The sequence below is a fragment of the Methylomonas sp. HW2-6 genome (genome assembly GCF_052474525.1).
This window is the reverse complement of sequence record NZ_CP184124.1, coordinates 868,659-894,607: the sequence shown is the minus strand read 5'-3', so window position 1 is coordinate 894,607 and position 25,949 is coordinate 868,659. Positions and strand designations below refer to the sequence as shown.

At 56.3% G+C, this 25,949-nt stretch carries 24 protein-coding genes; 5 read left to right on the top strand and 19 right to left on the bottom strand.

Annotated elements, in window-relative coordinates; genetic code table 11:
- Positions 1-15: 15 nt before the first annotated feature.
- From glmS to mnmG, 15 genes are all read right to left on the bottom strand, one after another.
- Positions 16-1,851 carry a glutamine--fructose-6-phosphate transaminase (isomerizing) gene (gene glmS, locus ACH518_RS05170; RefSeq protein WP_445372120.1) on the bottom strand — a complete coding sequence of 612 codons (1,836 nt, stop codon included), beginning with the start codon at positions 1,849-1,851 and terminating at the stop codon, positions 16-18.
- Entirely contained in the window at positions 1,851-3,326 is a 1,476-nt protein-coding gene (gene glmU, locus ACH518_RS05165) for a bifunctional UDP-N-acetylglucosamine diphosphorylase/glucosamine-1-phosphate N-acetyltransferase GlmU (protein ID WP_445372119.1), read from the bottom strand. The genes glmS and glmU overlap by 1 nt, the downstream gene beginning before the upstream one ends.
- Before the next feature lie 71 nt (positions 3,327-3,397).
- Positions 3,398-3,820 carry a F0F1 ATP synthase subunit epsilon gene (locus ACH518_RS05160; RefSeq protein ID WP_140913179.1) on the bottom strand — a complete coding sequence of 141 codons (423 nt, stop codon included), beginning with the start codon at positions 3,818-3,820 and terminating at the stop codon, positions 3,398-3,400.
- Positions 3,821-3,844: 24 nt separating this feature from the next.
- Positions 3,845-5,218 carry a F0F1 ATP synthase subunit beta gene (gene atpD, locus ACH518_RS05155; protein WP_278209948.1) on the bottom strand — a complete coding sequence of 458 codons (1,374 nt, stop codon included), beginning with the start codon at positions 5,216-5,218 and terminating at the stop codon, positions 3,845-3,847.
- Positions 5,219-5,263: 45 nt separating this feature from the next.
- Complete coding sequence (gene atpG, locus ACH518_RS05150; protein WP_445372118.1) at positions 5,264-6,127, bottom strand: F0F1 ATP synthase subunit gamma; 864 nt, start codon at positions 6,125-6,127, stop codon at positions 5,264-5,266.
- An 11-nt stretch (positions 6,128-6,138) separates the two neighbouring features.
- Positions 6,139-7,680 (bottom strand): F0F1 ATP synthase subunit alpha, encoded by a 1,542-nt coding sequence (gene atpA, locus ACH518_RS05145; protein ID WP_256609118.1) that lies wholly within the window; start codon positions 7,678-7,680, stop codon positions 6,139-6,141.
- Between the two features lie 21 nt (positions 7,681-7,701).
- Positions 7,702-8,232 carry a F0F1 ATP synthase subunit delta gene (locus ACH518_RS05140; protein ID WP_140913183.1) on the bottom strand — a complete coding sequence of 177 codons (531 nt, stop codon included), beginning with the start codon at positions 8,230-8,232 and terminating at the stop codon, positions 7,702-7,704.
- A gap of 3 nt (positions 8,233-8,235) precedes the next feature.
- Entirely contained in the window at positions 8,236-8,709 is a 474-nt protein-coding gene (locus tag ACH518_RS05135) for a F0F1 ATP synthase subunit B (RefSeq protein WP_278209951.1), read from the bottom strand.
- 101 nt (positions 8,710-8,810) lie between these two features.
- Positions 8,811-9,095, bottom strand: a complete 285-nt coding sequence (gene atpE, locus ACH518_RS05130) for a F0F1 ATP synthase subunit C (protein WP_020484117.1) — start codon at positions 9,093-9,095, stop codon at positions 8,811-8,813.
- A 42-nt stretch (positions 9,096-9,137) separates the two neighbouring features.
- Positions 9,138-9,902 carry a F0F1 ATP synthase subunit A gene (atpB, locus tag ACH518_RS05125; RefSeq protein ID WP_445372117.1) on the bottom strand — a complete coding sequence of 255 codons (765 nt, stop codon included), beginning with the start codon at positions 9,900-9,902 and terminating at the stop codon, positions 9,138-9,140.
- Positions 9,903-9,921: 19 nt separating this feature from the next.
- On the bottom strand, positions 9,922-10,290 hold the full coding sequence (locus tag ACH518_RS05120) for an ATP synthase subunit I (protein ID WP_445372116.1): 369 nt from the start codon (positions 10,288-10,290) through the stop codon (positions 9,922-9,924).
- A 268-nt stretch (positions 10,291-10,558) separates the two neighbouring features.
- The gene (locus tag ACH518_RS05115; protein ID WP_445372969.1) at positions 10,559-11,410 is read right to left on the bottom strand and encodes a ParB/RepB/Spo0J family partition protein; all 852 of its coding nucleotides are present in this window, start codon (positions 11,408-11,410) and stop codon (positions 10,559-10,561) included.
- Complete coding sequence (locus ACH518_RS05110; RefSeq protein ID WP_445372115.1) at positions 11,410-12,183, bottom strand: ParA family protein; 774 nt, start codon at positions 12,181-12,183, stop codon at positions 11,410-11,412. Before ACH518_RS05110 ends, ACH518_RS05115 begins: the two co-directional genes overlap by 1 nt.
- Complete coding sequence (gene rsmG, locus ACH518_RS05105) at positions 12,176-12,802, bottom strand: 16S rRNA (guanine(527)-N(7))-methyltransferase RsmG (RefSeq protein ID WP_445372114.1); 627 nt, start codon at positions 12,800-12,802, stop codon at positions 12,176-12,178. The genes ACH518_RS05110 and rsmG overlap by 8 nt, the downstream gene beginning before the upstream one ends.
- Complete coding sequence (gene mnmG / locus ACH518_RS05100; RefSeq protein ID WP_445372113.1) at positions 12,802-14,670, bottom strand: tRNA uridine-5-carboxymethylaminomethyl(34) synthesis enzyme MnmG; 1,869 nt, start codon at positions 14,668-14,670, stop codon at positions 12,802-12,804. Before mnmG ends, rsmG begins: the two co-directional genes overlap by 1 nt.
- A gap of 54 nt (positions 14,671-14,724) precedes the next feature.
- Here mnmG and ACH518_RS05095 point away from each other — a divergent pair, with 54 nt between their 5' ends.
- The 5 genes from ACH518_RS05095 to ACH518_RS05075 all read left to right on the top strand — a co-directional run bounded on the left by ACH518_RS05095 (position 14,725) and on the right by ACH518_RS05075 (position 21,269).
- The gene (locus ACH518_RS05095) at positions 14,725-14,919 is read left to right on the top strand and encodes a DUF7230 family protein (protein ID WP_140913191.1); all 195 of its coding nucleotides are present in this window, start codon (positions 14,725-14,727) and stop codon (positions 14,917-14,919) included.
- Between the two features lie 28 nt (positions 14,920-14,947).
- Positions 14,948-15,556: a GTP cyclohydrolase II gene (gene ribA, locus ACH518_RS05090; protein ID WP_140913192.1), complete on the top strand. Its 609-nt coding sequence runs from the start codon at positions 14,948-14,950 to the stop codon at positions 15,554-15,556.
- 5 nt (positions 15,557-15,561) lie between these two features.
- The gene (locus ACH518_RS05085; protein WP_445372112.1) at positions 15,562-17,943 is read left to right on the top strand and encodes an AAA family ATPase; all 2,382 of its coding nucleotides are present in this window, start codon (positions 15,562-15,564) and stop codon (positions 17,941-17,943) included.
- Between the two features lie 126 nt (positions 17,944-18,069).
- Positions 18,070-19,608: a DUF1175 family protein gene (locus ACH518_RS05080; RefSeq protein ID WP_445372111.1), complete on the top strand. Its 1,539-nt coding sequence runs from the start codon at positions 18,070-18,072 to the stop codon at positions 19,606-19,608.
- Positions 19,578-21,269: a hypothetical protein gene (locus ACH518_RS05075; protein WP_445372110.1), complete on the top strand. Its 1,692-nt coding sequence runs from the start codon at positions 19,578-19,580 to the stop codon at positions 21,267-21,269. Before ACH518_RS05080 ends, ACH518_RS05075 begins: the two co-directional genes overlap by 31 nt.
- Here the strand turns inward: ACH518_RS05075 and ACH518_RS05070 are convergent.
- The 4 genes from ACH518_RS05070 to ACH518_RS05055 form a co-directional block, all read right to left on the bottom strand.
- Entirely contained in the window at positions 21,266-21,844 is a 579-nt protein-coding gene (locus tag ACH518_RS05070) for a GNAT family N-acetyltransferase (RefSeq protein WP_445372109.1), read from the bottom strand. The two genes, ACH518_RS05075 and ACH518_RS05070, sit on opposite strands and share 4 nt — an antisense overlap.
- Positions 21,845-21,869: 25 nt before the next feature.
- A complete protein-coding gene (locus ACH518_RS05065; protein WP_445372108.1) occupies positions 21,870-22,340 on the bottom strand; it encodes a hypothetical protein in 471 nt (156 codons plus the stop codon).
- A 148-nt stretch (positions 22,341-22,488) separates the two neighbouring features.
- A complete protein-coding gene (locus ACH518_RS05060; protein ID WP_445372107.1) occupies positions 22,489-24,360 on the bottom strand; it encodes a putative bifunctional diguanylate cyclase/phosphodiesterase in 1,872 nt (623 codons plus the stop codon).
- Entirely contained in the window at positions 24,357-25,520 is a 1,164-nt protein-coding gene (locus ACH518_RS05055; RefSeq protein WP_445372106.1) for an FIST signal transduction protein, read from the bottom strand. Before ACH518_RS05055 ends, ACH518_RS05060 begins: the two co-directional genes overlap by 4 nt.
- Between the last annotated feature and the right edge of the window lie 429 nt (positions 25,521-25,949).

Genomic DNA, 25,949 nt, shown 5'->3' with positions numbered 1-25,949 from the left:
CCGTCGACGCTTCCGCTATTCCACCGTGACCGATTTTGCGAGGTTCCTCGGCTGATCGACGTCGGTGCCTTTTAGCACGGCGACGTGATACGAAAGCAGTTGTAGCGGTATCGTATAGATAATCGGTGAGATGGCATTGGCGACGCTGGGCATTTTGACGATTTGCACGTTCTCGTCGGCGGCGTCGCTTTCGGCCAAGTCTTCGTCCATGAATACAATCAACTGACCGCCGCGGGCGCTGACTTCCTGGATGTTGGATTTGAGCTTTTCCAGCAGGTTATTGTTGGGTGCGACCGTGACGACCGGCATTTCGGCATCGATCAAGGCCAGCGGGCCGTGCTTCAATTCCCCGGCCGGATAGGCTTCGGCGTGGATATAGGAAATCTCCTTCAGCTTCAAGGCGCCTTCCATCGCGATTGGGTAATGCGTACCGCGGCCGAGGAACAGCGCGTTGTGCTTGTCGGCGAACCGCTGCGACAGCAGTTCGATGGTATTGTCGAGCTTTAGCACTTTTTCGATGTTGCCGGGCAAGGCGAACAATTGCGAAACGATGTGCTCTTCTTTATCGGCGCTGAGTTCGAAGCGACGGCCGATGGCGATGATCAGCATCAATAAGGCCACCAACTGGGTAGTGAAGGCCTTGGTGGAGGCGACGCCGATTTCCGGGCCGGCGCGGGTCATCAACACCAAGTCCGATTCGCGCACTAACGAGCTTTCCGGCGCGTTGCAGATCACCAAGGAATGTTTAACACCCAGCTTTTTGGCTTCCTGCAATGCGGCGAGAGTATCGGCGGTTTCGCCGGACTGGGAAATGGTGACGACCAGGGTATCCGGGGCGACGACCGGGTTGCGGTAGCGGAATTCGCTGGCAATTTCGATTGCACAGGGAACCCTGGCGTATTTTTCGAACCAGTAGCGGGCGACCAAACCGGCATGGTAGCTGGTACCGCAGGCTAAAATCAGAACCGACTTGATCTGGTCGAACACTTCGCCGGCGTTATGGCCGAAGGCGTTATCCTGCAAGCGGTTGTCGATGAAGCGGCCTTCCAACGTTTCCGATACCGCCCAGGCTTGCTCATAGATTTCCTTGAGCATGTAGTGGCGATATTTGCCTTTGTCGACCGCGTCGGCCTTGAGCTGGCTTTCGATGACCGGGCGGACCACGCGACGGCCGGCTTCGTCGAATATCGTCACGCCGTTGATGGTCAATTCGGCGATATCGCCGTCTTCCAGGAAGATGAAGCGTTGCGTCACTGGCAACAGCGCGGCGATATCGGAGGCGATGAAGTATTCGCCGATGCCGATGCCGATTACCAATGGACTACCCTTGCGGCAGGCGACCAACACATCCGGTTGTTCGCTGTCGATCACTCCCAGAGCGTAGGCACCGCGCAAGCTTTTGATGGTTTTGCCGACCGCGTCGAGCAGGCTAGCAGCCTCTTTTAGCTCTTCGGCAACCTTGTGGACAATGACTTCGGTATCGGTTTCGGACGTGAAAACGTAACCGTTTTCCTGCAGCGAGGTCCGAAGGTTATCGTGGTTTTCGATGATGCCGTTATGCACGACTCCGACCCGGTCCTTGCTAATGTGCGGGTGGGCGTTGCGGGTGCTGGGCTTACCGTGGGTTGCCCAACGGGTATGGGCGATGCCGATGCGGCCTTCGATCGGATCGGCCGCGATCAATTCTTCCAATCCTTTAACCTTGCCCAATTCGCGCTTCCGGAATATTTCGCCGCTGTGGATTACAGCCAGTCCGGCCGAGTCGTACCCGCGATACTCAAGGCGCTTTAAGCCTTCAATTAAAATCGGGACCACGTTTCGTTGAGCAACACCTGCGACTATGCCACACATTATTCTTTCTCCGACCGACAGGGATGTTGGGAGTGCAGAAGATTGTCCGGAACAATCTCTGCCGACTTACAGGGATGTGAGGAGTGCGAAGCATTGTCGGGAACAATCTCCGCCAGTTTTACCGGTCTCTGCCAAGTCGGTACGCTAAGCTGCTTGGTGCGGCTCAACGTCAATTGGTCGTCGGGCGTATCCTTGGTGATGGTGGAACCCGCACCTATCGTGGCATTTTTGCCCACTGTCACCGGCGCTATCAATTGAGTATCTGAGCCGATAAACGCGCCGTCGCCGATCACGGTTTTGAATTTATTGACGCCATCGTAATTGCAGGTGATGGTCCCGGCCCCGATATTGACTTTGCTGCCGACTTCGCTATCACCAATATAGCTCAAGTGGTTGATTTTGCTACCGCTGGCAACCGTGGATTTTTTAATCTCGACGAAATTGCCGATATGAACGTGGTCGGCCAATTCGGTTTGCGGCCGTAGCCGGGCAAAAGGACCAATTCGGCTGCCACTGCCAACGCTGGCGTCCTCAAGTACGCTGTTCGCCAATATTTCTACGCCGTCGGCAATCGTCGCATTTTTGAGCAAGCAGTTCGGCCCGATTTTGACATTGGAACCGATCCGATTCGTGCCTTCGAAAATCACATTGACGTCAATATCGATGTCCTGGCCCAATTCGGCAAACTCACCACGGATGTCGATACGAGCCGGGTCCCTGAGAGTGACACCTTTTTCCATCAGCACTTGCGCTTGTTCGGCTTGATAGACCCGTTCCAGATGAGCGAGTTGGACCCGGTTATTGACGCCCAACACCTCCTCGGCACTGCCGGCCTGACTGGTCTCGACGGTCAAACCGTCTTCCACCGCCATTTCGATGATGTCGGTCAAATAATATTCGTTTTGAGCATTGTTATTGCCAAGTCTGGCCAGCCATTGTTTAAGTTGACTACCTTTGCAAGCCAGAATGCCGGTATTCCCTTCCGTGATTTGCAATTCGGCTTCGTTGGCGTCTTTTTGTTCGACGATTTTCACCACCGCATGGTCTTTGTCGCGGACGATGCGGCCGTAGCCGGTTGGGTCGTCCAGATTGACCGTCAACAAGGCCAAAGAGGTCAGGCTGACTTTATGCAACAGCGCGTTTAGGGTTTTCGCTTTCAGTAACGGCACGTCGCCGTACAAAATCAACACCGTATCCGGATCTTCGACATGGTGGATGGCCTGTTGCACTGCGTGTCCGGTACCCAATTGCTGCTTTTGTTCGATCCAGGTGGCATCCAGCACGGCCAGAGTTTGCTTGACCGTCTCGCCACCGTGGCCGTAGATGATGTAGATTTGGTTGTTTTCCAGAGATCGCGCAGTCTCGTAGACGTGTTGCAATAGCGCTTTGTCTGCAATTTCGTGCAGTACTTTCGGCCGGGACGAGCGCATCCGCGTACCCTGGCCGGCGGCGAGAATAATGGTTTTTATCGACATCGCTATTCCTTAAACAAAAAAAGCCCGATAACGTTACGCTATCGGGCTTAAATTTTCACGCAATTCGTGTTTTATGCGCCACGCTTTCTGAGTCTGTCCAGAGTTTTCAATTGGTTAACAGCTTGGGCCAACTCGGCTTGGGCAATTGCGTAGTCGTATTTGCCGGACTTGTCTTGCAACATTTCTTCCGCTCTGGCTTTGGCTTGCAATGCCGCCGCTTCGTCAATGTCGTGGGCTCTAATCGCGGTTTCAGCCAGCACAGTCACCAAATGCGGCTGGACCTCCAAGAATCCGCCGGACACGAAAAACGCCTGCGATTCTTTGTCGCTGATTTTGACCCTGACTTCGCCGGGCTTCAGTTTGGTAATCAACGGCGCATGGCGCGGCGCGATACCGACTTCACCCAACTCGGCAGGAGCGAACACCATCTCCGCCAAGCCGGAAAAGATTTCCGCCTCGGCGCTGACGATGTCCACATGTATTGTCATTGCCATGTTAAAACTCTCCTATGAGCCGGATTACATGCCTTTGGCTTTTTCGACGGCTTCGTCAATCGTGCCGACCATATAGAAAGCTTGTTCCGGCAGGCTGTCGTATTCGCCACTGATGATGCCTTTGAAGCCGGCAATGGTATCTTTCAGCGAAACGTATTTGCCCGGTGAACCGGTGAAGACCTCGGCCACGAAGAACGGCTGCGACAGGAAGCGCTGGATTTTACGCGCCCGAGCCACGGTCAATTTGTCTTCTTCCGACAATTCGTCCATACCCAAGATCGCGATGATGTCACGCAGCTCTTTATAGCGTTGCAGGATACCTTGCACGGTCCGGGCAGTTTCGTAGTGTTCCTGACCAATCACCAACGGATCCAGCTGACGGCTGGTGGAATCCAGCGGATCAATGGCAGGGTAAATACCCAGCTCGGCGATTTGACGGGACAATACCACGGTCGCGTCCAAGTGGGCAAAGGTGGTAGCTGGCGACGGGTCGGTCAAGTCGTCCGCAGGTACGTATACCGCTTGGATCGAGGTGATAGAACCGGTCTTGGTGGAAGTAATCCGCTCTTGCAATACACCCATCTCTTCAGCCAGCGTAGGCTGGTAACCTACCGCAGACGGCATCCGGCCCAACAGCGCGGAAACTTCGGTACCGGCCAGCGTGTAACGGTAGATGTTATCGACGAAGAACAGTACGTCGCGACCTTCGTCACGGAAGAATTCGGCCATGGTCAGACCGGTCAACGCTACCCGCAAACGGTTTCCCGGTGGCTCGTTCATCTGGCCGTATACCAACGATACTTTATCGATAACGTTGGAATCGGTCATTTCGTGGTAGAAGTCGTTGCCTTCGCGAGTCCGCTCGCCCACGCCGGCAAATACCGAATAACCGCTGTGTTCAATCGCGATGTTACGAATCAACTCCATCATGTTGACGGTTTTGCCTACGCCGGCGCCACCGAACAGGCCGACTTTACCGCCTTTCGCGAACGGGCAAACCAAATCGATAACTTTGATACCGGTTTCCAACAATTCGTTGGCTGGGGCTTGTTCGTCATAGGATGGCGCATCGCGGTGGATGGTCCACTTTTCTTTCTCGCCGATCGGGCCTTTTTCGTCGATCGCTTCACCGAGAACGTTCATGATGCGGCCCAGCGTGGCTTGGCCTACCGGTACTTTAATCGCCTCGCCGGTGTTGGTGACATTGACGCCGCGGCTCAGACCATCGGTGGAACCCATCGCAATGGTCCGTACCACGCCGTCGCCCAGTTGTTGTTGAACTTCCAGAACCAGACCGCCCTCGACATTCAACGCGTCATATACTTTCGGCAAGTTGTCGCGTGGAAATTCCACGTCGACGACCGCACCGATGATTTGAACGATTTTACCCAAACTCATTATGTCGTCCTCTATAAAAATCTATCTAAACTTGTCTTGAATGCGTTACACCGCGGCGGCGCCGGCGACGATTTCGGAAATTTCCTGCGTGATCGCGGCCTGTCTGGCTTTGTTGTAGACCAGTTGCAATTCTTTAATGATATTGCCGGCGTTGTCGGAGGCGCTTTTCATCGCCACCATCCGTGCAGCCTGTTCGCAGGCGTTGTTTTCCACCAAGCCCTGGAATACCGCGGACTCGACGTAGCGAATCAATAAGCTGTCCAATACGTCTTTGGCGTTGGGTTCGTACAGGTAATCCCACCGGCCCTTGCTCTCTTCGCCCAGCTCGCCGACCGATACCGGCAACAATTTCTGCATCACCGGCTTTTGGGTCATGGTGTTGACAAAGTCGTTGCTGAGCAGAAATAGCTCGTCGATATCGCCATTAGTGAACGCGTCCAACATGATTTTGATCGGGCCGATAATGTCGCTCTGGTGCGGCGTGTCGCCCAATTTCGAGACTTGGCCAACCAAATTGGCGTTGATCATGCTGAAAAACGCAGCACCCTTACCACCAATCGCACAGACATCGACGGCAATATCTTTGCTTTGCCACCGCTGCATTTCGCCCAGCACTTTTCGGAACAGGTTGGCGTTCAAACCACCGCATAAACCACGGTCGGAACTCACCACGATAATGCCCACCCGTTTTACTTCCCGTTCGATCATGAACGGATGTTTGTACTCCGGATTGGCTTTGGCCAGATGCCGAATGATCTGGCCAATTTTTTTCGAGTAAGGCCGGGTAGCCTGCATACGGTCTTTGGTTTTACGCATCTTACTCGCGGCCACCATTTCCATGGCGCGAGTAATCTTCTGAGTATTCTTGATACTCGCGATTTTTGATCGTATCTCTTTACCAACAGCCATGTGCGAGTCCCTTACCAGCTAGCAGTCTTGACGAAACGCTCGATCGCCGCGTGAATGCCTTTTTGGATTTCGTCGTTGTAGTCGCCTTTCTCGTTGATTTTGGCCATCAACTCGGCTTCTTCGTTTCGCATGAAATCCAGCAGCGCCGCTTCGAATACGCGTACTTGCTTGACTTCCAGGCTATCCAGGAATCCATTATTGGCCGCATACAGCGAAACACCCATCTCTGCGACCGACATCGGCGCATATTGGTTCTGCTTCATCAATTCGGTAACGCGTTGGCCGCGCTCGATCTGTTTGCGGGTGCTTTCGTCCAAGTCGGAAGCGAACTGAGCGAATGCCGCCAACTCGCGGAACTGCGCCAAGTCCAGACGAATACCGCCGCCCAACTTTTTGATGATCTTGGTTTGCGCCGCGCCACCGACCCGAGAGACCGACAGACCCGCGTTAACCGCTGGACGGATACCGGAGTTAAACAGACCGGTCTCCAAAAAGATCTGGCCGTCGGTGATCGAAATCACGTTGGTCGGAACGAAGGCCGAAACGTCGCCGCCTTGGGTTTCGATAATCGGCAGTGCGGTCAGCGAACCGGTTTTGCCCTTAACTTTTCCGCCGGTCAGTTTCTCGACTTCGTCGGCATTGATACGGGCAGCACGTTCCAGCAAACGGGAGTGGATGTAGAACACGTCACCTGGATAAGCTTCACGTCCCGGCGGACGGCGCAGCAACAAAGAAATTTGGCGGTAGGCCCAAGCTTGCTTGGTCAAATCGTCATAAATAATCAGTGCGTCTTGGCCATTGTCGCGGAAGTATTCGCCCATCGAACAACCGGTGTACGGTGCGATAAATTGCAACGCAGCGGATTCGGACGCCGACGCGACGACGATGATGGTGTGCTCCATCGCGCCGTGTTCTTCCAATTTACGCACCACGTTGGCAATCGACGAACGTTTTTGACCGATCGCGACATAAATACATTTAATGCCGGTGCCTTTTTGATTGATGATGGCATCGACAGCAATCGCGGTTTTACCTGTTTGACGGTCGCCGATGATCAACTCCCGCTGGCCGCGGCCAACCGGAATCATCGAATCGATGGATTTCAAACCGATTTGCACCGGTTGGTCGACCGATTGGCGAGCGATAACACCCGGTGCGATTTTTTCGATTGGGGAGGTCAGATTGGTCTCGATCGCGCCTTTGCCGTCGATCGGGTTGCCCAGCGCATCGACCACGCGGCCCAACAGCGCTTCGCCGACTGGTACTTCCAAAATCCGGCCGGTGCATTTAACGGTGTCGCCCTCAGTGATGTGCTGGTAAGCACCCAACATCACCACGCCGACAGAATCTCTTTCCAGGTTTAAAGCCATGCCGTAAGAGCCGCCAGGAAATTCCAGCATTTCACCTTGCATTGCTTCAGACAAACCGTGAACCCGAACGATACCGTCGGTAACGCTGACCACTGTGCCCTCGGTGTGGGCTTCGAGGTGGGCGTCGAAGTTCTCGATCTTCTTCTTGATCAGATCACTTATTTCTGATGGATTTAATTGCATGTTATTTTCCCGCTCTAACTCTTAAAGTCTTTTAGCTAATTGATGAAGCTGACCTCTGACGGAACCGTCGATGACTTTGTCGCCGGCTTTGGCGAGAATGCCCCCAATTAACGATTTGTCGACAGACACTGACGCGTTGACTTTTTTATGCAAAAACTTCTCGAGCATGGCGACGTACTTGCCTTGCTCGGTTTTTGTCAACGGGTATGCGCTTTGCAGCTCGACATTGACATAACCTTCGTCGTCGGCCCTATACTGTTCGAACATTACCGAAATCTGAGGCAACAAAGGCAATTTGTCGTTCTCGATCAACACCTTGAGAAGATTCTTGGCTTCATCGTGAATTTGATCCTGGCAAATATCCAGGACCAACTGTGCTGTATTCTGTTTGTTGACTCTGGGGTTAGCGACGATTCCAGCCAAAGCTTCGTCCTGAACCAGCAAAGCCAAAAACGTCAAAGAATCGGACCAGTTTTGGGCAGCATTGGCTTCTTTGGCCCGCTTGAAAGCGGCCTGAGCATAAGGTCTTGCTAATGTCGATATTTCAGCCATCGCTTAACCCAATTGTTCCGCCGCTTTACTGATAATGTCTTGGTGCTTGGCCTTGTCGATTTCTTCTTTCAAAATCTGCTCGGCGGCACGCAAAGCCAAAGAGGAAACTTCTTTACGCAAACTTTCCTTGGCGTGCAACATTTCCTGTTCGATTTGAGCTTTCGCGGCTTCCAACAGGCGCTCGCCTTCTTTCTTGGCTTGTTCCTTGGCTTCTTCAACTAATTGGTTGGCGCGCTTTTGCGCGGCGCTGACGATCTCGGCCGACTGCTCCTTGGCTTCCTTCAAAACGCTTTTAGCTTTCTTTTCAGCCAGTTTAATTTCTTCCTGACCCTTCTCAGCCGCAGCCAAACCTTCCGCAATTTTGGTTTTGCGCTCTTCCAGAGCAGCAATGATCGGCGGCCAGACATACTTCATGGTGAACCACACCAGAAGGGTGAAAGTGATCATCTGCCCGATCAGAGTAGCATTGATACTCATTGATGCTTTCCTCGTAATGCCGTTGTTAGTCTATCTGTCCGCAGTCGTACATAAACGACACGCAAAAGGCTCACGCCTTAGGTTACAGATGGTTGGGTTAATTAACCTGCAACGGATTGAACGGCAGAAAGGAACGGGTTTGCGAAAGTCAGCATCAGAGCCAAACCCACACCGATCATGGTTACCGCGTCAAGCAAACCGGCGATGATGAACATTTTCACTTGCAGCATTGGCACCAGTTCAGGTTGGCGGGCTGCACCTTCCAGGAATTTACCGCCCAACAGGCCAAAACCGATAGCAGTACCGATCGCGCCCAAACCCAGAATGATACCGACGGCAATAACGGTGAAGCCTTGAACGTTGGCGATTAATGATGCGAGTTCCATAATGTCTCCTAAAGATTGATATGAATGTAAAAAATAAAGCGGTTAGTGGTCTTCGCAGGCCAGACTCAGGTAAACGATGGTCAAAACCATGAATATAAAAGCCTGCAAAGTGATCACCAGAATGTGGAATACGGCCCAGGGGAAGCCCAACACAGGCTGCACGATCGGGGGCAACAAGGCGATCAGGATGAATACCAACTCGCCAGCATACAGGTTACCGAATAGCCGCAAACCCAGCGAGATCGGTTTAGCCAGCTCTTCGACGGTTTTCAACAGCAGATTGAACGGCATCATTTTCGGACCGAACGGAGTGCAAGTCATTTCGCGGGCAAAACCGGCCAAGCCCTTGACTTTAATGCTGTAAAAGAAAATCAGGAAAAATACGCTGATAGACAAGGCGAAGGTGCCGTTCAAATCGGTGCTGGGCACGACCCGCATATATTCCATGCCCATCAGGCTACCGATCATCGGCAGCAAATCCACCGGCAGCATATCCATCGCATTCCACAGGAATACCCAGCAGAAGATGGTCAGTGCCAACGGTGCAATCAACGCACTACGGCCGTGAAAACTGTCTTTAACCTGGGTATCGACAAATTCGACCAGCATTTCGGCGATGTTTTGCGCCAACCCCGGAACGCCGGAGGTTGCCCGTTCGGCAACCGATTTAAAAAACAAAATGAACAATCCGCCCAAAAACACGGAAAAAAACAAGGTATCCAGATGCAATTTCCAAAATCCCTCACCAACCGACAACGGGGTTAAGTGGTGGACTATGTAACCGGTTGCGCCGCCTTCACTAGCCATTTTGCCTCTCAAATAAAAACTAACCGCGCCAACAAAAAAGCGCGAACCAAAAAACCGACAACACTGCGATATAGCCAACCAGCAGTGTTAAAAAATTAACCCAAGGGATCTGCAATACCATCGCGAACAATGCTGCCGTGAGCAATAACTTGACCGTTTCGCCGGTATAAAAAGCCTTTAAGATGCCGGGTGCTTCCTGATATCTGGCAAGATAAACTTTGTATGCAAAGTAAAGATTGGGAATCAAGGCCACACCACCACCTAGCAGTGGCGATATCGCGGATTTCCAGCCGCCTATCAATAAAAATCCCGACGCCACTACCGTAGCCATCAGGACCTGCGCATACAACACCCGTCTGACAGTTGAAAACGAATTTTCCACTGTCATAAAACTCTCCTCGACCGTTAAGCGCGCCGATTATATCCAGCCATCGCGGTTTACGCAAGGTAAGGCCGCTACACGACTCAAGCCTCATCCGAGCTAAGGCTTTGAACCACAATCAAGAAATTGAAACCACAGCGGCAATTGGTTTAACGCCCCGACAACAAAAGCAATAGCCGTGCCAGCGGCAAAATCAATAGCATTTCTAAGGTTTGTTGAAAAAACCGTGTCGGAGATGCGACAAACCGACAATGGCTTGCAACAATCGACCGCATCAATGGATTTTACCGATAATCCCTTCCAACTCTTCCAAGCTGGTGTAATTGATGATCAACTTGCCCTTGCCGCCGGCCTGATGATTGATCTCGACCTTGGCGCCGGTGCGTTCCGACAGCTCGCGCTGCAAACGCAAGGTATCGGGGTCGATTCTTTTCACCTGAGCCACCGGCTTTTCGTCGTGCATCTCACGCACCAGCTTTTCCACCGCCCGCACGCTCAAGCTTTGCTTGACCGCTTTATGAGCAATCTCGACCTGTTTCGATTCGTCCAAACCCAGCAAGGCGCGAGCATGACCCATTTCCAGCAAGCCTTTACCCAGCATGGTTTTGACTTCGCCGGCCAATTCCAACAAGCGCAGTAAATTGGTTACCGTGGTGCGCGACTTGCCGACCGCTTCGGCGATCTGTTGATGCGTCAGCTCGAACTCGTCCTGCAAGCGATGCAAGGCTTCGGCCTCTTCCAGCGCATTCAAATCCTCGCGTTGGATGTTTTCGATCAAAGCAATCGCCATTACCGAACGGTCGTCGATGTCTTTCACCAACACCGGCACTTCGGCCAACTCGGCCAACTGCGCGGCGCGCCAACGCCGCTCCCCGGCGATGATTTCGTATTTCTCGCCGGCGATTTTGCGCACGACAATCGGTTGAATGATGCCTTGCGCAGCAATCGAATCGGACAGCTCTTTCAGCTTTTCGGGATCCATATCCTTACGCGGCTGGTACTTGCCGCGTTGCAGAAATTCGATCGGCAACTTTTGGGTGTCGTGGGTTTTTTCCGGAGCCGGCGCCGAAACATCGCCGAGCAACTCGCTCAAACCTCGGCCCAAACCGCGTTTTTTCGGATTCATCATTTGGCTGCTTTGTGTTTGCGGATCAATTCGCCGGCCAGCGCGATATAGGCGACCGCACCGCGCGACGCTTTATCGTAAGCCAAGACCGGCACACCGTGGCTGGGTGCCTCGGCCAGGCGGATATTCCGGGGAATCGTGGTCCGGAACACTTTGTCGCCGAAATATTCGATCAATTGGTCAGACACGTCCTTGCCCAACCGGCTCCGGCTATCGACCATAGTTCTGAGTATGCCTTCCAAATGCAAACCCGGATTCACGGTATCGCGAATATTGCGCAAGGTCGACATCAACGACGACAAGCCTTCCAAAGAGTAATACTCGCATTGCATCGGAATCAAAACGCTGTGGGCGGCGACCATGGCGTTCAGCGTCAGCATGTTCAACGACGGCGGACAGTCGATCAAAATGTAATCGTACTGGTCTTTGACCGGCAATAACGCATCGGCCAGACGCCGCTCCCGATGCTGGGCCGTCATCAATTGCACTTCGGCGGCAGTCAGATCGGCATTACCCGGAATCAAATCGAACCCCAAATCCTTGTTCTTGACGACGATACCCGAGACCGGCACCTCTTCCAGCAACAACTCGCAACTGGAATATTCCAGCTCGTCCTTGTTAACGCCGCAGCCCATCGCGGCATTGCCCTGCGGATCGAGATCGATCAACAGAATTTTGCGCTTGGTCGCCGCCAACGCCGCCGCCAGATTGACGCTGGTGGTAGTCTTGCCGACACCGCCTTTTTGGTTGGTGATCGCGATTATCTTAGCCATGCTTGAGTCTCTCTATGCGAATCAGACAACGCTCGGCATCTATGCCAGGCACCGCCAACGGGATCACTTGATATTCGGCGTCTATTCCGGCTAACTCTTCGACAGGCTGCTGGCCTTTCATCGCCAATAGCACGCCGTCGTCGGCCAATAAATGACCGGTCATTTTAACGATGTCCGGCATTGAGGCGAAAGCCCGCATCAACACCATGTCAAACAATTCGGCAGGTTGGAACTGCTCGACCCGGCTATGCACCACTTCGACATTGCTCAGCTTCAATTCCAGCACAGCCTGCTGTACGAAACGGGTTTTCTTGGAATTGGAATCGACCAGCACGAACTTGCATTCGGGGCGGCAAATCGCCAATGGTATGCCGGGCAAACCGGCACCGGTACCGATGTCGGCAATGCGGGACGGTTTGATATGCGGCAATACGGCCAGACTATCCAGAATATGCAAACCGACCATTTCCAGCGGTTCGCGCACGGCGGTCAGGTTATAGGCTTTGTTCCATTTTGCAATCAGCTGTACGAACTTGAGCAACGATTCGATTTGCTCGGCAGACAAATTCAACGCCAAGGCCGCAAGGCCCTGCTGCAATTTTTCCCGAGAGGCTTGCATCAGGCGCTTTTCTTTTTCAGATGCACCAACAACAGCGAAATCGCCGCCGGCGTGATGCCGGGTATCCGCGACGCCTGACCCAGGGTTTCCGGGCGCTGTTTTTTCAGTTTTTCGCTGACTTCATTGGACAGACCTGACACTAGACTGTAATCGACGTTTTCCGGCAATTTCAAATGCTCATAACGCTGGGTACGGCTGATTTCGGTTTGTTGACGGTCGATGTAACCGGCATATTTGGCCTGAATCGCCACCTGCTCGGCAACTTGCTCGTCGACTTCGGTTTCGTCGCTGAAGGTTAGCAGGTTTTCGATATCGACTTCCGGCCGGCGCAGCATATCCATCAAGCTGGCTTCCTTGAGCAGCTTTTTGCCCCAATACTGCTCGGCCAACGCCGCTTCGTCGGATTCGGCTCTGATCCACTTTTTCGCCAGCCTGCCTTGCAGATTGGCAATCGCTTCGCGCTTTTCCTCGAACCGGTGCCAGCGTTCGTCGTCGACCAAACCCAATTCGCGGCCTTGTTCGGTCAGACGCAGATCGGCGTTATCTTCGCGCAACTGCAAGCGGTATTCGGCCCGGCTGGTAAACATTCGGTAAGGCTCGGAGGTGCCACGGGTAATCAAGTCGTCGATCATCACGCCGATATAAGCTTCCTCGCGGCCGGGGCACCAGCTTTCCAGGCCTTTTGCCAGCCGCGCGGCGTTCAAACCGGCGATCAAGCCTTGCGCCGCCGCTTCTTCATAGCCGGTGGTGCCGTTGATCTGGCCGGCGAAGAACAGTGCATTCATGTGCTTGGTTTCCAGAGACGTCTTCAGATCGCGCGGATCGAAAAAGTCGTATTCGATGGCATAACCGGGACGGACGATTTCGGCATTTTCGAAACCGAGCATGGTACGAATGAAACGATACTGGATATCGAACGGCAAGCTGGTCGAAATGCCGTTCGGATAGACTTCGTTGGTATTCAAGCCTTCCGGTTCGACGAAAATCTGGTGCGAATCGCGGTCGGCAAACCGCACTACTTTGTCTTCGATCGACGGGCAGTAACGCGGACCGACGCCTTCGATGATGCCGGAATACATCGGCGAGCGATCCAAGCCGGAGCGAATGATGTCGTGGGTTTCCTGATTGGTCCGCGTGATATGGCAACAAACCTGACGTGGATGCTGCTGGCGATTGCCCATGAACGAAAATACCGGCACTGGCGTGTCGCCATGCTGTTCCTGCAATTTACTGTAATCGATGGTGCGGCCGTCAATGCGGGCCGGGGTACCGGTTTTCAAACGGCCGATCCGGAACGGCAATTCGCGCAGGCGCTCCGCCAATGCAATCGAAGCCGCATCGCCGGCGCGACCGCCGCTGTAATTTTCCAGGCCGATATGGATACGGCCGGCCAAGAAGGTGCCGGCGGTCAACACCACGGCCTTGGCGTTAAATTCCAAACCCATCTGGGTTTTGACGCCGGTAACGCGGTCGCCTTGCACGATCAAATCGGATACGGTTTGTTGAAACAGCGCCAGATTGGGCTGATTTTCCAACGCGCTGCGCACCGCTTGTTTGTAAAGCATACGGTCGGCCTGGGCCCGAGTTGCCCGCACCGCCGGGCCTTTACTGGCGTTCAAAATCCGGAACTGGATACCGCCCAAATCGATGGCCTTGGCCATGATGCCGCCCAACGCATCGACTTCCTTGACCAAGTGGCCCTTGCCGATGCCGCCGATCGCCGGGTTGCAACTCATCTGCCCCAACGTTTCGATGTTTTGGGTCAGCAACAGCGTTTGTGCACCGGTACGCGCCGCCGCCAGCGCCGCCTCGGTGCCGGCATGGCCGCCGCCGACCACGATCACGTCAAAGTCTTTCTGGAATTTCACAGGCAATCTATGTTCAAATAAAACGTTATTTTAATAGCTTAGCGAGAAAAAAGCATGAGAAAACAAAACCCCGGCCAGGGTTTACCGGCCAAACCCAAGCATAACCCGGTCGCCAAATTCGCCCGCCAATTCAACAAGGCGCAAACCTACGCCGACAAAACCCAATACCGCCGCAAAGCCAAACATCGCGGGCTGGAGCCTTTTGCCATCGTTTCCCGTGAGGCGATCGCAAAAGGCTTAGCCGCGTAACCCGCGCATTTCAAGGATTTCCAGCTCAGTGAAAGCAACCGTAGAAGACAAAGTTCAAACCCGGATTCCGACCGAACACGGCGAATTCATCCTGCATTACTACAGCAACAGCCTGGACGACAAAGAACACGTGGCCTTCGTTAAAGGCGACGTGGCCGGCAAGGACGACGTGCCGGTACGCATCCATTCCGAATGCTTTACCGGCGACGTGCTTGGCTCCCGCCGTTGCGACTGCGGCGAGCAGTTGGACATGGCACTGGACATGATCGACACGGCCGGCTACGGTGTGTTGATCTACCTGCGCCAGGAAGGCCGAGGCATCGGCCTGTTGAAAAAACTGCAAGCCTACAACCTGCAAGACCAAGGTCTGGATACCGTCGACGCCAACATCAAACTCGGCCATCTGGCCGACGAGCGCCAATACGACATCGCCGCGCTGATCCTGGACAACCTGAAGGTACATTCGATCGAGTTGATCACCAATAATCCGCAAAAAATCGACGAGCTGACCAAACTCGGCGTGCAAGTGAATAACCGGATTGCCATCGAAACCCGCATCCACCGCGACAACCTCGACTATCTGAAAACCAAGGCCGAACGCATGCGCCACATGTTGTCGGTACCCGACCGTTCCTGAACAACATGTTAGATCACTTGAAACTGCCGGCCGCAGCGCTGAAGCTGACGATCGACCTGCCGGCCGACGCCGCCGGCCCGTATAGCGGCATTCTCGGCCAAAACCGCGCTCAGTCGGCGCTGGCATTCGGCATCGCGATGAAGGCGCCGGGTTACAACATCTTCGTGATGGGCGATCCGGGTACCGGCCGGTTGTCGATGGTCAGCCATTATCTGAATGGTTATGCCGAACAGCAAGAATCGCCGCTGTCCTACGCCTATGTCGAGAACTTCGAAAACCCGCGGGAACCGGTCGCCGTCGAACTACCGTCCGGCGAAGGCCATAGTTTTGCAAAAGACATCGAAAAGCTGATCGACAACGTCTTGGCCACCTTTCCGGCCGCATTCGAAAGCCCCAGTTACCAGCAAAAGAAAACCGCGATCGAGCGCCGTTTCAACCAGCGCTACAACGCGGCGATCGATTTGGTCGACAACAAGGCCAGAGCGATGGGCGTGGCCTTGTACCGCGACAACGACTCGATCACCTTCCTGCCGATCCGTAACAACAAGGCACTGGACGAGGAGCAATTCACGCTGCTGCCGGAAGCCGAACGCGACGCCTTCCACCAACACACCGAAGAACTCGAAGAATATCTGGGCGACGTGCTGCTGGAACTACCGCAGTGGCGGCGCACGCTGGCCGAAGAAATCCGCCAACTGGATAGTGACACGATCAAACTGGCCTTGGAACCGCTACTGGCCGAACTGACCGACAAGTACCAGAACGTCGACGACGTCATCACCTATCTGGCGGAAGTCGAGAAAAATCTGAGCAACACCATCAGCGATTTCCTGATGCCGACTCGCAATCCGGAAAACCGGGAAATCATCGCCAAGCGCCAGATGTTGATCGAGCAATATCTGCCCAACATCCTGGTGGATTGCAAACACGACGCCGCCGGCGCGCCGGTCATCTACGAACCGCACCCGATTTACCAAAACCTGTTCGGCCGCATCGAATATATCAGCGACCAAGGCACGCTGATCACCAACTACCGGCGCATTTGCCCCGGCTCGCTGCACCGGGCCAACGGCGGTTACCTGATCCTCGACGCCGAAAAAATACTGACCTATCCCTTCGTCTGGGAAGGCCTGAAACGGGCACTGAAAGCCGGCAAGATCGAGATCGAATCGCCGTATTCGGAATTGGGCATCAACACCATCACCTTGAAGCCGGAAGTAATCCCGCTCAACGTCAAAGTGATCCTGGTCGGCACCCGCGACATTTACTATCTGCTGGAAGAGCTGGATAGCGAATTCAACGAGATGTTCCGCGTCTTGGCCGACTTCGACGACTACATCAAACGCACGCCGGACAGCATCGGCCAATTCGTGCGGGTCATGAAACAACAGGCGCGCGATGCCGGCGCCAAACCGCTGACCGACGGCGCCCTGGTAAGACTGATCGAACACAGTTGCCGGTTGGCCGAAAACCAGCAACGGCTGTCGGCGCACGTCAACAACTGTCTGGAAATCATCGCCGAAGCCAACCTGCTGGGCAGCCAATCCGGCGCCGCGCAGATCGGTAAGGCCGAAATCGAACTGGCGATGGCCGCCCGCGAACAACGCAACGGCCGCATCGCCGAAGCCATTCTGGAAGAAATGCTGGACGGCACGATTTTGATCGATACCGACGGCGAAGCCATCGGCAAGGTCAACGGCCTGACCGTGATGGACATCGGCGGCAGCAGCTTCGGCGCGCCGGCGCGGATCACCGCCACGGTGCATCCCGGCTCGCGCGGCATCGTCGACATCGAACGCGAAGTCGAACTCGGTCAGCCGATCCATTCCAAGGGCGTGATGATTCTGACCGGCTACCTCGGCCACTGCTACGCCCAGCAATTTCCGCTGGCGATCTCGGCCAGCATCGCCATGGAGCAATCCTACGGCCACATCGACGGCGACAGCGCCTCGTTGGCCGAATTGTGCTGTCTGATCTCGGCATTGACCCGCACCCCGATCAAGCAAGGTTTTGCGATGACCGGCTCGATCAACCAATACGGCGAAGTGCAGGCCATCGGCGGCGTCAACGAAAAAATCGAAGGCTTCTTCGAACTCTGCGCCGCGCGCGGCCTGACCGGCCGGCAAGCAGTGATCATTCCGGCCTCGAACAAACGCAATCTGATGCTGAAACGGGAAGTGATCGACGCGGTGGAACAAGGCTTGTTCGCGATTTACGCCATTTCCAGCGTCGACGAAGCCTTGAGCCTGCTAACCGGGCAGGAAGCCGGCGCGATGAACGCCGAAGGCCAGTACCCGGAAGGCAGCGTCAACTTCAAAGCCGTCGCCCGGCTGAAAGAAATTTCCGAAATGACGTCCGACGACGACAAGGAAACCGAGACCGGTTAGGCCGGACGCCAGCTTCCCCGCAAGCCCCCGCCAACATCGGCGAACCAGACCCAGATTTGCCGTTAGCGGATTTGGTTGCTACAGTTCCAGCACCGAATTGGAGTCCGATAGCCGGTGGAGGCCTGGATGCGGAGATTTACCTTGTTCAACCGATGCCGGCTACCCGGCTTGATGCTGGCCGGTTTGGCTTTCGCGCTGCAATGCCTGGCCGCTCCCAGCGACGACCCCGATATCCTGACCCGCCGCGGCCAGCAACGGCCGCTTGCCGCGGGCCAAACCGAAGCGCCAGCCATTACGCTGAGCAAACCGGCCGGGGGCTGGACCAGCGGCTTGCAGATTACCGTGGCCGGTACCTGCTCCGACCCCAACGCGGACCCCATCGTCGTCAACATCAACGGTGTGCGTTACTACGTGCGCAACCTCAACGGCAGTTTCAGCCGGGCCTTCCCGGCCGCGAAAGGTAAAAACAGCGTCATCGCCGAATGCGCCAATGCCGCCGGCGTCGCCAAGGCCTCGACCACGATAGACGCGGTGATTTCGCCGATCGCATTGAAAGTGATCCTGACCAGCGACAGCGACGGCGTCTATACCGACCTGCATATCTACGAACCGGATAAAAGCCACGTCTATTGGGCCGATACCAACTCCAACAGCGGCGGCATTTTCTTCTTGAACTCCAACGGCGACAACTTCGACCAGGCCGGCTACGGCCCGTATCTATACGTGCATCCGGCGCCGCCGGTCGGCGTCTTCCGCATCGATACCAATTATTGGCCGGGCGGCGCGGTCCAACACACGCTGGCGAACCTGGACATCATTCTCGACGAAGGCCTGCCCACCGAGAGCCGGCGCCGGGTGCAAAAACCGCTGGCCCGGCCCGGCGAAACCCAAACCCTGGCTTACGTCTCGATCCAAGGCAACCGCCTGCCGGCGAAAATTTACGTGCCGGGCCAGGACGCCGAGCGCGACATGCCGGCCGAGGTGCGCGAATACATTAAACACGAACCGAAGCGCGAAGGCGAAGCCGAGGACAGCGCCGAAGAACTGGGCTATCTGCCCCCACAAGACACCGAGGCCTTGCGCGAGAGCGTCACCAACGTCGCCCTGCTACAGGCCCGCAAGCTCAGCCCGCTATGGGAACCCAAACAACGCGACTGCGCCGGCCTGGTCCGCTTCGCCTACCGTACCGCTCTGGAGCCGCGCGATGCGGCCCGCAGCGCCAAACTCGGCATCCCCAACAAATTGAAACTGCCGGCCGTCTCCGAACAGGCCCGCAAACTCCTGCCCGGCTATCCGCAAATCTGGCAGACCGGTTTGAATAACGGCGCCGCGCGTTACGGCCATTTCGCCGACGCCGAAACCCTGATCGGCTATAACTTCCGGCTGAAATCGCGCGATCTGGCGGCAGCGCAAAGCGGCGATTTGCTGGTCTACCAAAAGCCCTTGATCAACGACGAACCCTACCACCTGATGCTGTTCGCCGCCGGCCGCGCCGAGAATCTGACCGTCTACCATAACGGCGCCCAAGGCAGCGAAGGCCAGGTACGGGTGGTGCGCGTCGCCGAATTGCTGCAATCACCGGACCCGATCTGGATTCCCCGCCCGGAAAATCCCTATTTCCTAGGAGTGTACGAATGGAACCGCTTACCCCCGCAAAGCGCCTGACCGCCATCGCCGCCGGTATTGTATTGGCCGCCGGCGCGAGCGTTGCGCTGTACCAGCACTTGACCAAGCAACCTCTGGCCAAGTTGGTTCGCGCCGACCTGCCGTTGTTGGACTTGACCGTGAAATTGCGCGATGCAGCGCGGAATGATCTGGACGCCAATGCTTCGCTAGTCGGCAGCAATGACGAGGTGCCGGCCGGCGACGAACGTTGCCCGGCGCTGACCGGCGGCGACATCGGTTCCGCCACCGCAGTGGACGTGTCGATCAAGCGCCCGGCTGATTGCCCCAAGCGCGCCGCCTGGTACGTGCGCAAACATCCGGTGGCGTTTACGCTCTATTTCAACCGCGGCGATGCGTTTCTGAACTGGTGGGACAATCAGCCCGAAGTGCGGCAGATGGTGGAAAACCGTTTCGTCAAAGGCCTATTCTTCGGCCTGCTGCAAAGCCTGCACGTCAAAGCCGAACAACTCAACTTACAAGGCATGCAAGGCGACTTCTTGCTGCAAGTGCTGCGGGACGCGGTCAATGCCAACGCCGAATTGCATTACGACATGGCTCACGGCAGCCAGGGCTGGGTCATCAGTTATCGGCGCAGCGCCAGCGGCTTGGCCGACCAAGCCCGGCCGGCGCTGGCCGGCGTCCTGGCCAGCAGCGGCTACCGGGTCGCCAAGTTGCCGGAACCGATTCTGGAAGCCCGCATCGGCCTGCAAAAACTGTTCTTTACCGAATTTCGCGGCCGGATTTATCTGGCGCAAAGCCTGGAAGCGTTACTGAATGTGTTGGACAGCACCGTGCCGGAACCGGCCGACAGTGATGCGCCGCTGAGCCTGACCGTGCGCAGCGAGGCCTTCGTCGCCAATCTGTTGCCGGTGTTCGCCGGGGCGGAAACCTATCCGTTGCGCTGGGATTTTGCGCTCGCTGCCGGCGCACCGGGCGCGTTGCACTTGCCGGCCGCGACTTGGCAGAGTCAATTGCACAGCCGGCTGTTCGAAGGGGTGGTTGCCAGCATTCCGCACGACGCCTTCGCCGGCTTCGCCGCCAGCTTGGCGCTGCCGCCGGACCTGACTGCGGAGGATTGGCGCAAACTGGCCGCTGCCGGCCCGTCGGCCAATCCGCCCGGCCCGGAAGCGGCTGGCATCGGCCTGGTATGGGACTTCAGCCCGGACGACCCGAGCGGTGCGGTCGGCGTCGTCGTCGCCAACCCCAGCCAACCGCAGGCCAGCGCCGCTTATGCCCAGTATCTGAAAAATCCCGACCTTGGCGCCGAATGCGGCGGCGGCAGCCTGTTTCTGGCCGCCAGCTCGCCGAACTTGTTGACGCGGATGAAAGACGCCTGCAACAAACAGTCGCTAAGCCCGCTGGACTGGCAGCGCGGCGCCGAAAAAACGCGGTTGCAGGACGCGCAGTTGATCGCCTTCGTCAATCCCGGCGCCGCTACCCGCGAATTATTCCTGGCCGGCGGCGCCGGTGCCAACCAGGACGCCAACGAATTCGCCCCGCGCTGGCAACAGGACTACGAAGCCGCCAAAGCCGCGATGCGCCAGGACGGCGACAAATTATTCGCCAGCCTGCCGATTTTGAGTTACGCCGGGCGGATTACCGAGCCTAGCGCCGGGGCGACCTTGAGCGGCAAGCTGATCGCGCAAACCGCAAGCCCTTAGCCGTCGGCAGCATCGGTATCGGCAACCCGGCTTGGCGGCGGCGACTCTGTGCTGAACCGGGCCGGTTTTTCCAGCCGCTCCAGGCATAAATCGCCGACTTTAGGCGTCCATAACGCCGGGTTGAGCGGAAACGGTTGGATTTGGCCGGTGCGGCGGTAGCCGCGGCGTTGGTAAAACTCGATCAGCTCCTGGCGCAACGGAATCACGGCCATCGAAAAGCGCTGCACCGGCCAGACCTGCTCCGCCCACTGTTCGGCTTGACGCAATAGCTGTTTGCCGATGCCCTGGCCCTGGTGGCAAGGACTGACCGCAAGCATGCCGATCTGCACCTGGCCGGCGCCATATTGCAAATGCACCGAACCCAGCAATTGGCCGTGTTGCCTGCAGACCAGAATCAACGAGTCGGCGGCAGCCAGTAACTTGACGATGCCGGCGGCGTCGATGCGGCGGCCTTCCAACAAATCGGCCTCGGTGGTCCAACCCAGGCGACTGGTTTCGCCGCGATAGGCGGAGTTGATCAACTCCGCCAAGGCCTCGGCGTCGTTCGCATCCGCCCTACTAAATGCCAATGCCATCGCCTGCTCCCGACCCACCCTTCGATCAAGCCAGCCAGGCTTTGACTTTGGCTTTGACATCCGCTTTCAATTGTTTGGCGAAGCGGTAAATTGCGGTATCGGCGATTTTGGCATGCGCCCAGCTCAACCAAGCGCTAATGGTGTGGTAGATAAAAGCGATTGGCCGAAACGTCAGCAGTTGCGGTTTGGTCAGGTTGAACACCCGTGCCACCAGTAAGGTGCCGAGCAGTTTGGCGAACACTTCCAGCAAGATCCCTTGCAGCAGCAAGCCGTGCACCAGCAGCGACAACGCGGCGAGATTGATCGGCGTCACGATCATTAATGGTACCGTAATCGCCAGCAAGGCCATCGGCGGCGAGGTTCGGCTCAGCCAAACTTCAACCCGTTCCAGCCGCAACCACAGCGCCAGATAGTGGCCGCAAGCCGACAGGAAATCCCACAGCCATTCCTCGATAATCAACGCAATGGCAAGCAGGGTCAGCAACAGTTTTTTCATCGTCGTCATCCGGCAAAAATTCAAGGGCACTATACCGAAACCGGCTCGGCGTTGTCGCCGGAAACATAAAGCCGCGTCCGGGCGGGTTAAAGCCAAGCCCACCGGCCCAATGGCTTGACCCCGGTTTAGTCGGCGGCGGGGTTTGGCCTCATCCCGCTCCGGCCGGGTTTAACCAAGGGCTGCCGCCGGCCAGCAAGGCCTCGAATTCGGCGACCGGCAACGGCCGGCTCAGCAGGTAACCCTGGTAATGGCGGCAGCCGAAACGGCTGAGTAGCGCCAGCTGTTCCGGAGTTTCCAGGCCTTCGGCGATGACTTCCAGGCCCAGGGTTTGCGCCATCGCGATGATGGTTTGGGTGATTGCCGCGGCACTCGGGTCGCTGGCGATATCGCGGACGAAACTTTGGTCGATTTTCAATTGGTCCAGCGGCAAGCGCTTCAAATAGCCCAACGACGAATAACCGGTGCCGAAATCGTCCAGCGAAAAGCGGATACCCTGATTCTTCAGCAACTGGATTTTATCGATCGCATCCTCGGCTCGGTTCAGCAACACGCTTTCGGTGAGTTCCAGCTTCAAGCGTTGCGAGACCGACGGATAGTCGGCCAACAGCGCGCCGACCTTGGCGGTGAAGTCGTGTTGTTGAAATTGAATCGCACTGACGTTGACCGCCAACGCCAGCCGGCCGAGCACGGGATCGGCTTGCCAGGCAAGGAGCCGGCGGCAGGCCTCGGTCAACACCCAATCGCCCATTTCGATAATCGATCCGTTTTCTTCCGCCAACGGAATGAATACGGCCGGAGATATCATGCCGCGCCGCGGATGGTGCCAGCGGATCAAGGCTTCGGCGCCGGTCGCCCGATTCCGGTCGTCGGCTTGGACTTGGTAATACAGCTCCAGTTGGTTGCCGCGAATCGCCGCCAGCAAGTCCGCTTCCAGTTCCAAGCGCTGCATCATCGCCGCCTGAATTCCGGGATCGAAGAAGCGGATCGTATTGCGGCCAGCGGTTTTGGCTTGGTACAACGAGGTTTCGGCATTTTTCAGCAGACTTTCCAGACTGTCGCCGTGAGCCCGAAACAGGCTGATGCCGATGCTGAAGGTCGCCAGCAAACCGCGCGAGTCGCATTGGTATGGCGTTAGCAGCGCCTGCTGCGCCTTGTGGGCAATGGCTTCGGCCTGAATCGCCGCTTCCTGCTTCGATACCGACAACGGCCACAGCAACAAAACGAATTCGTCGCCGCCGAAACGGGCCACGGTATCGCCCTCCCGCACGCAATACTCCAGCCGGCGCGCGGTTTCGACCAGGATCTTGTCGCAAGTCTCGTAACCGTATATGTCGTTCAATTGCTTGAAATGGTCGAGGTTCAGCGTCAACAACGCACCGTATTGGCCGTTGTGGCTGGCCATCGCCATCGCTTGCTGGATTCGGTCGAGCAGCAACACCCGGTTGGGCAGGGCAGTCAAACTGTCGTGCAAAGCCAGAAAATCGGCGCGTTGGTCGGCTTGGCGTTTGTCGGCGATCAGTTGCGAGGTATGCCGGTCGTAATGGCGGCAGAGCAATATCGCCCTGGCCAAATGCGCCATGATCGGCTCGAACATCCGCGTCAGCGGCAGATGGGTTTCCGGCATGATCGGTGCCATCAGAATCACGACGCCGATATCGGTTATCGGCAAGCGCAAAAATGCCCGGTAACGGTCCGGACTCACCGGCAATCCGGAAAATAGTGCGGCCCGGTCGTCTTCCCGCGCCGCCGGCCCCAGCGCCAGGTCTGCGGGCAACGATATGGTCTCGCCAATGTGTTTAATCAGTTGAAAATCGCCGATCGCGGCCAACAGCGCCGCATCCAGACAAGTGCTGCCGGCGGTTGCGCTCGGGGACAAATCCAGGCAGATGAAACCGGCCGGAAACGACGTGAAATACAACAGGCGTTGCAGGGTGCGGGTCAGCAGCGGCTTCAAACTGATCTCGCCACCGATCGTCATCGCCATTTCGTACAAAACCGGAATGACGTCGTCGTGCCTCATGTGGGATTGGTCCAGGCGGCGGTAACGACGGTCGCATTATGGAACAGAGGGTAACCCCACAGCGTGGTGTCGCCGATTTCGCCCAGTGCCAGGCCGCCGGCGATTGCCGACGCATGGCTCAAATTCTGAAAAATAGCCAATTCTTCGCCGGCGCTGGCTGCGCCGAGATGTTGGCGCCGACCGGCGCAATAAAACAGCAGCAGTTCGCGGCCGGCCGGATCGCCGCTGAGTTTGGAAAGACCGCCGTGCAAGCTTTGCAAAGTGTCAGGCGAATCGACTTGCGGCGCATCCAATAAGGCCAACATCGAATGCGGCGGTACTTCGCCGATGCAATACAGCGCGTTATCGGCGTCGAGCATGACCGGAATCCGCACCACGGTGGTGTGGTTGGCCCTGAGTATGCCGAACGGAAAATGCACCGCGTATTGGTAAAAGTTATCGCGGGTAATCTCAACGCCGAACTTGGCTCGCACCAGTTCCTGATATACCTCAAACGCCGGGCGCCAGTCGATATGTATGATCCGGTTGCGGTCGGTGGACGTCGCCGGCAAGGTTTCGGCTTCGCTGCGGTAACCGTGCTCCAACACCGCCCCGTCATGCGGCTTCAGCAACAGCGCCAACACGCCGTTGCCGATAATCCGCTGGTTGTCGAACAGGCAGGGCATGGCTTGAAAAGTCTCGCTACCGGCGTTGACGCCGGCGTAATGCACCCGATTGGCCAGGCGCAGATACAGCTCGTCGAGCAGGGAGCCGATATTCGGCAGCAGCGCATCCGGCATTAAAAACAGCGTGGCCGGCACCTCGTCCTCCAGATGGCGGCCGACATGGCCGGCTATGGTCTCGGCGGCCTCGGCCGCACCGATGGCATCCTGCCGGGCAACGTCGAACAGGGCCGCGTAGGGCATCCGGTCGAACCGCAACAAACAAACACCGCTGCTGCGAAAGCCGGTACCGTAGATCAATTGCGGAAACATCGCGCCGCACAACGTCAGCCCGCCACGGTTGCACAAGGCCTGCAACGCCGGAATCGACGCCTTTTCGGCTTCGGGCAACAAGGCCAGCACGCCCATTTCCGGAAAAAGCGCGCGCCACTCCGCCAACCGACTTTCGATGGCGGCTAACTCTATCGAGGGAAAATAGGCGAAACTTGCCGGCGCCATTGTGCACGCTCCGTAACCGTTACGGTCTAAAGCATACTGGGCGTAGGGGAAAATGTAAAAACCGAGTGCAGCACCGCGCTGGCTGGCGCACACTTTTCGCAGTGCATCGCCGGGCGGAGCTGGTAGATGGCAGGGAAGTACGGATTCCAATGAGATCCGCCACCGGTTCCAATTTCAACATTGCCAGTGGCGACGAGCGGCCAATTTCCCTTGCACCATGGATAAAATATTAATGGCTTTCAATATATTTCCTTATAAGCCTTGCGAATCATAAATACCTAACTAGTAATTAGAAAATCCTGTATATCATCGGTGAGAAGTATAAATGGCCGGTAAGGATAAGTTTGCCGTCATTGAATCACATGAAGCGCTAGGCGGCAAAGGGTCGGCTGCACTCAGTGACGACTGGCCGCTTTCGGGGATCGGATT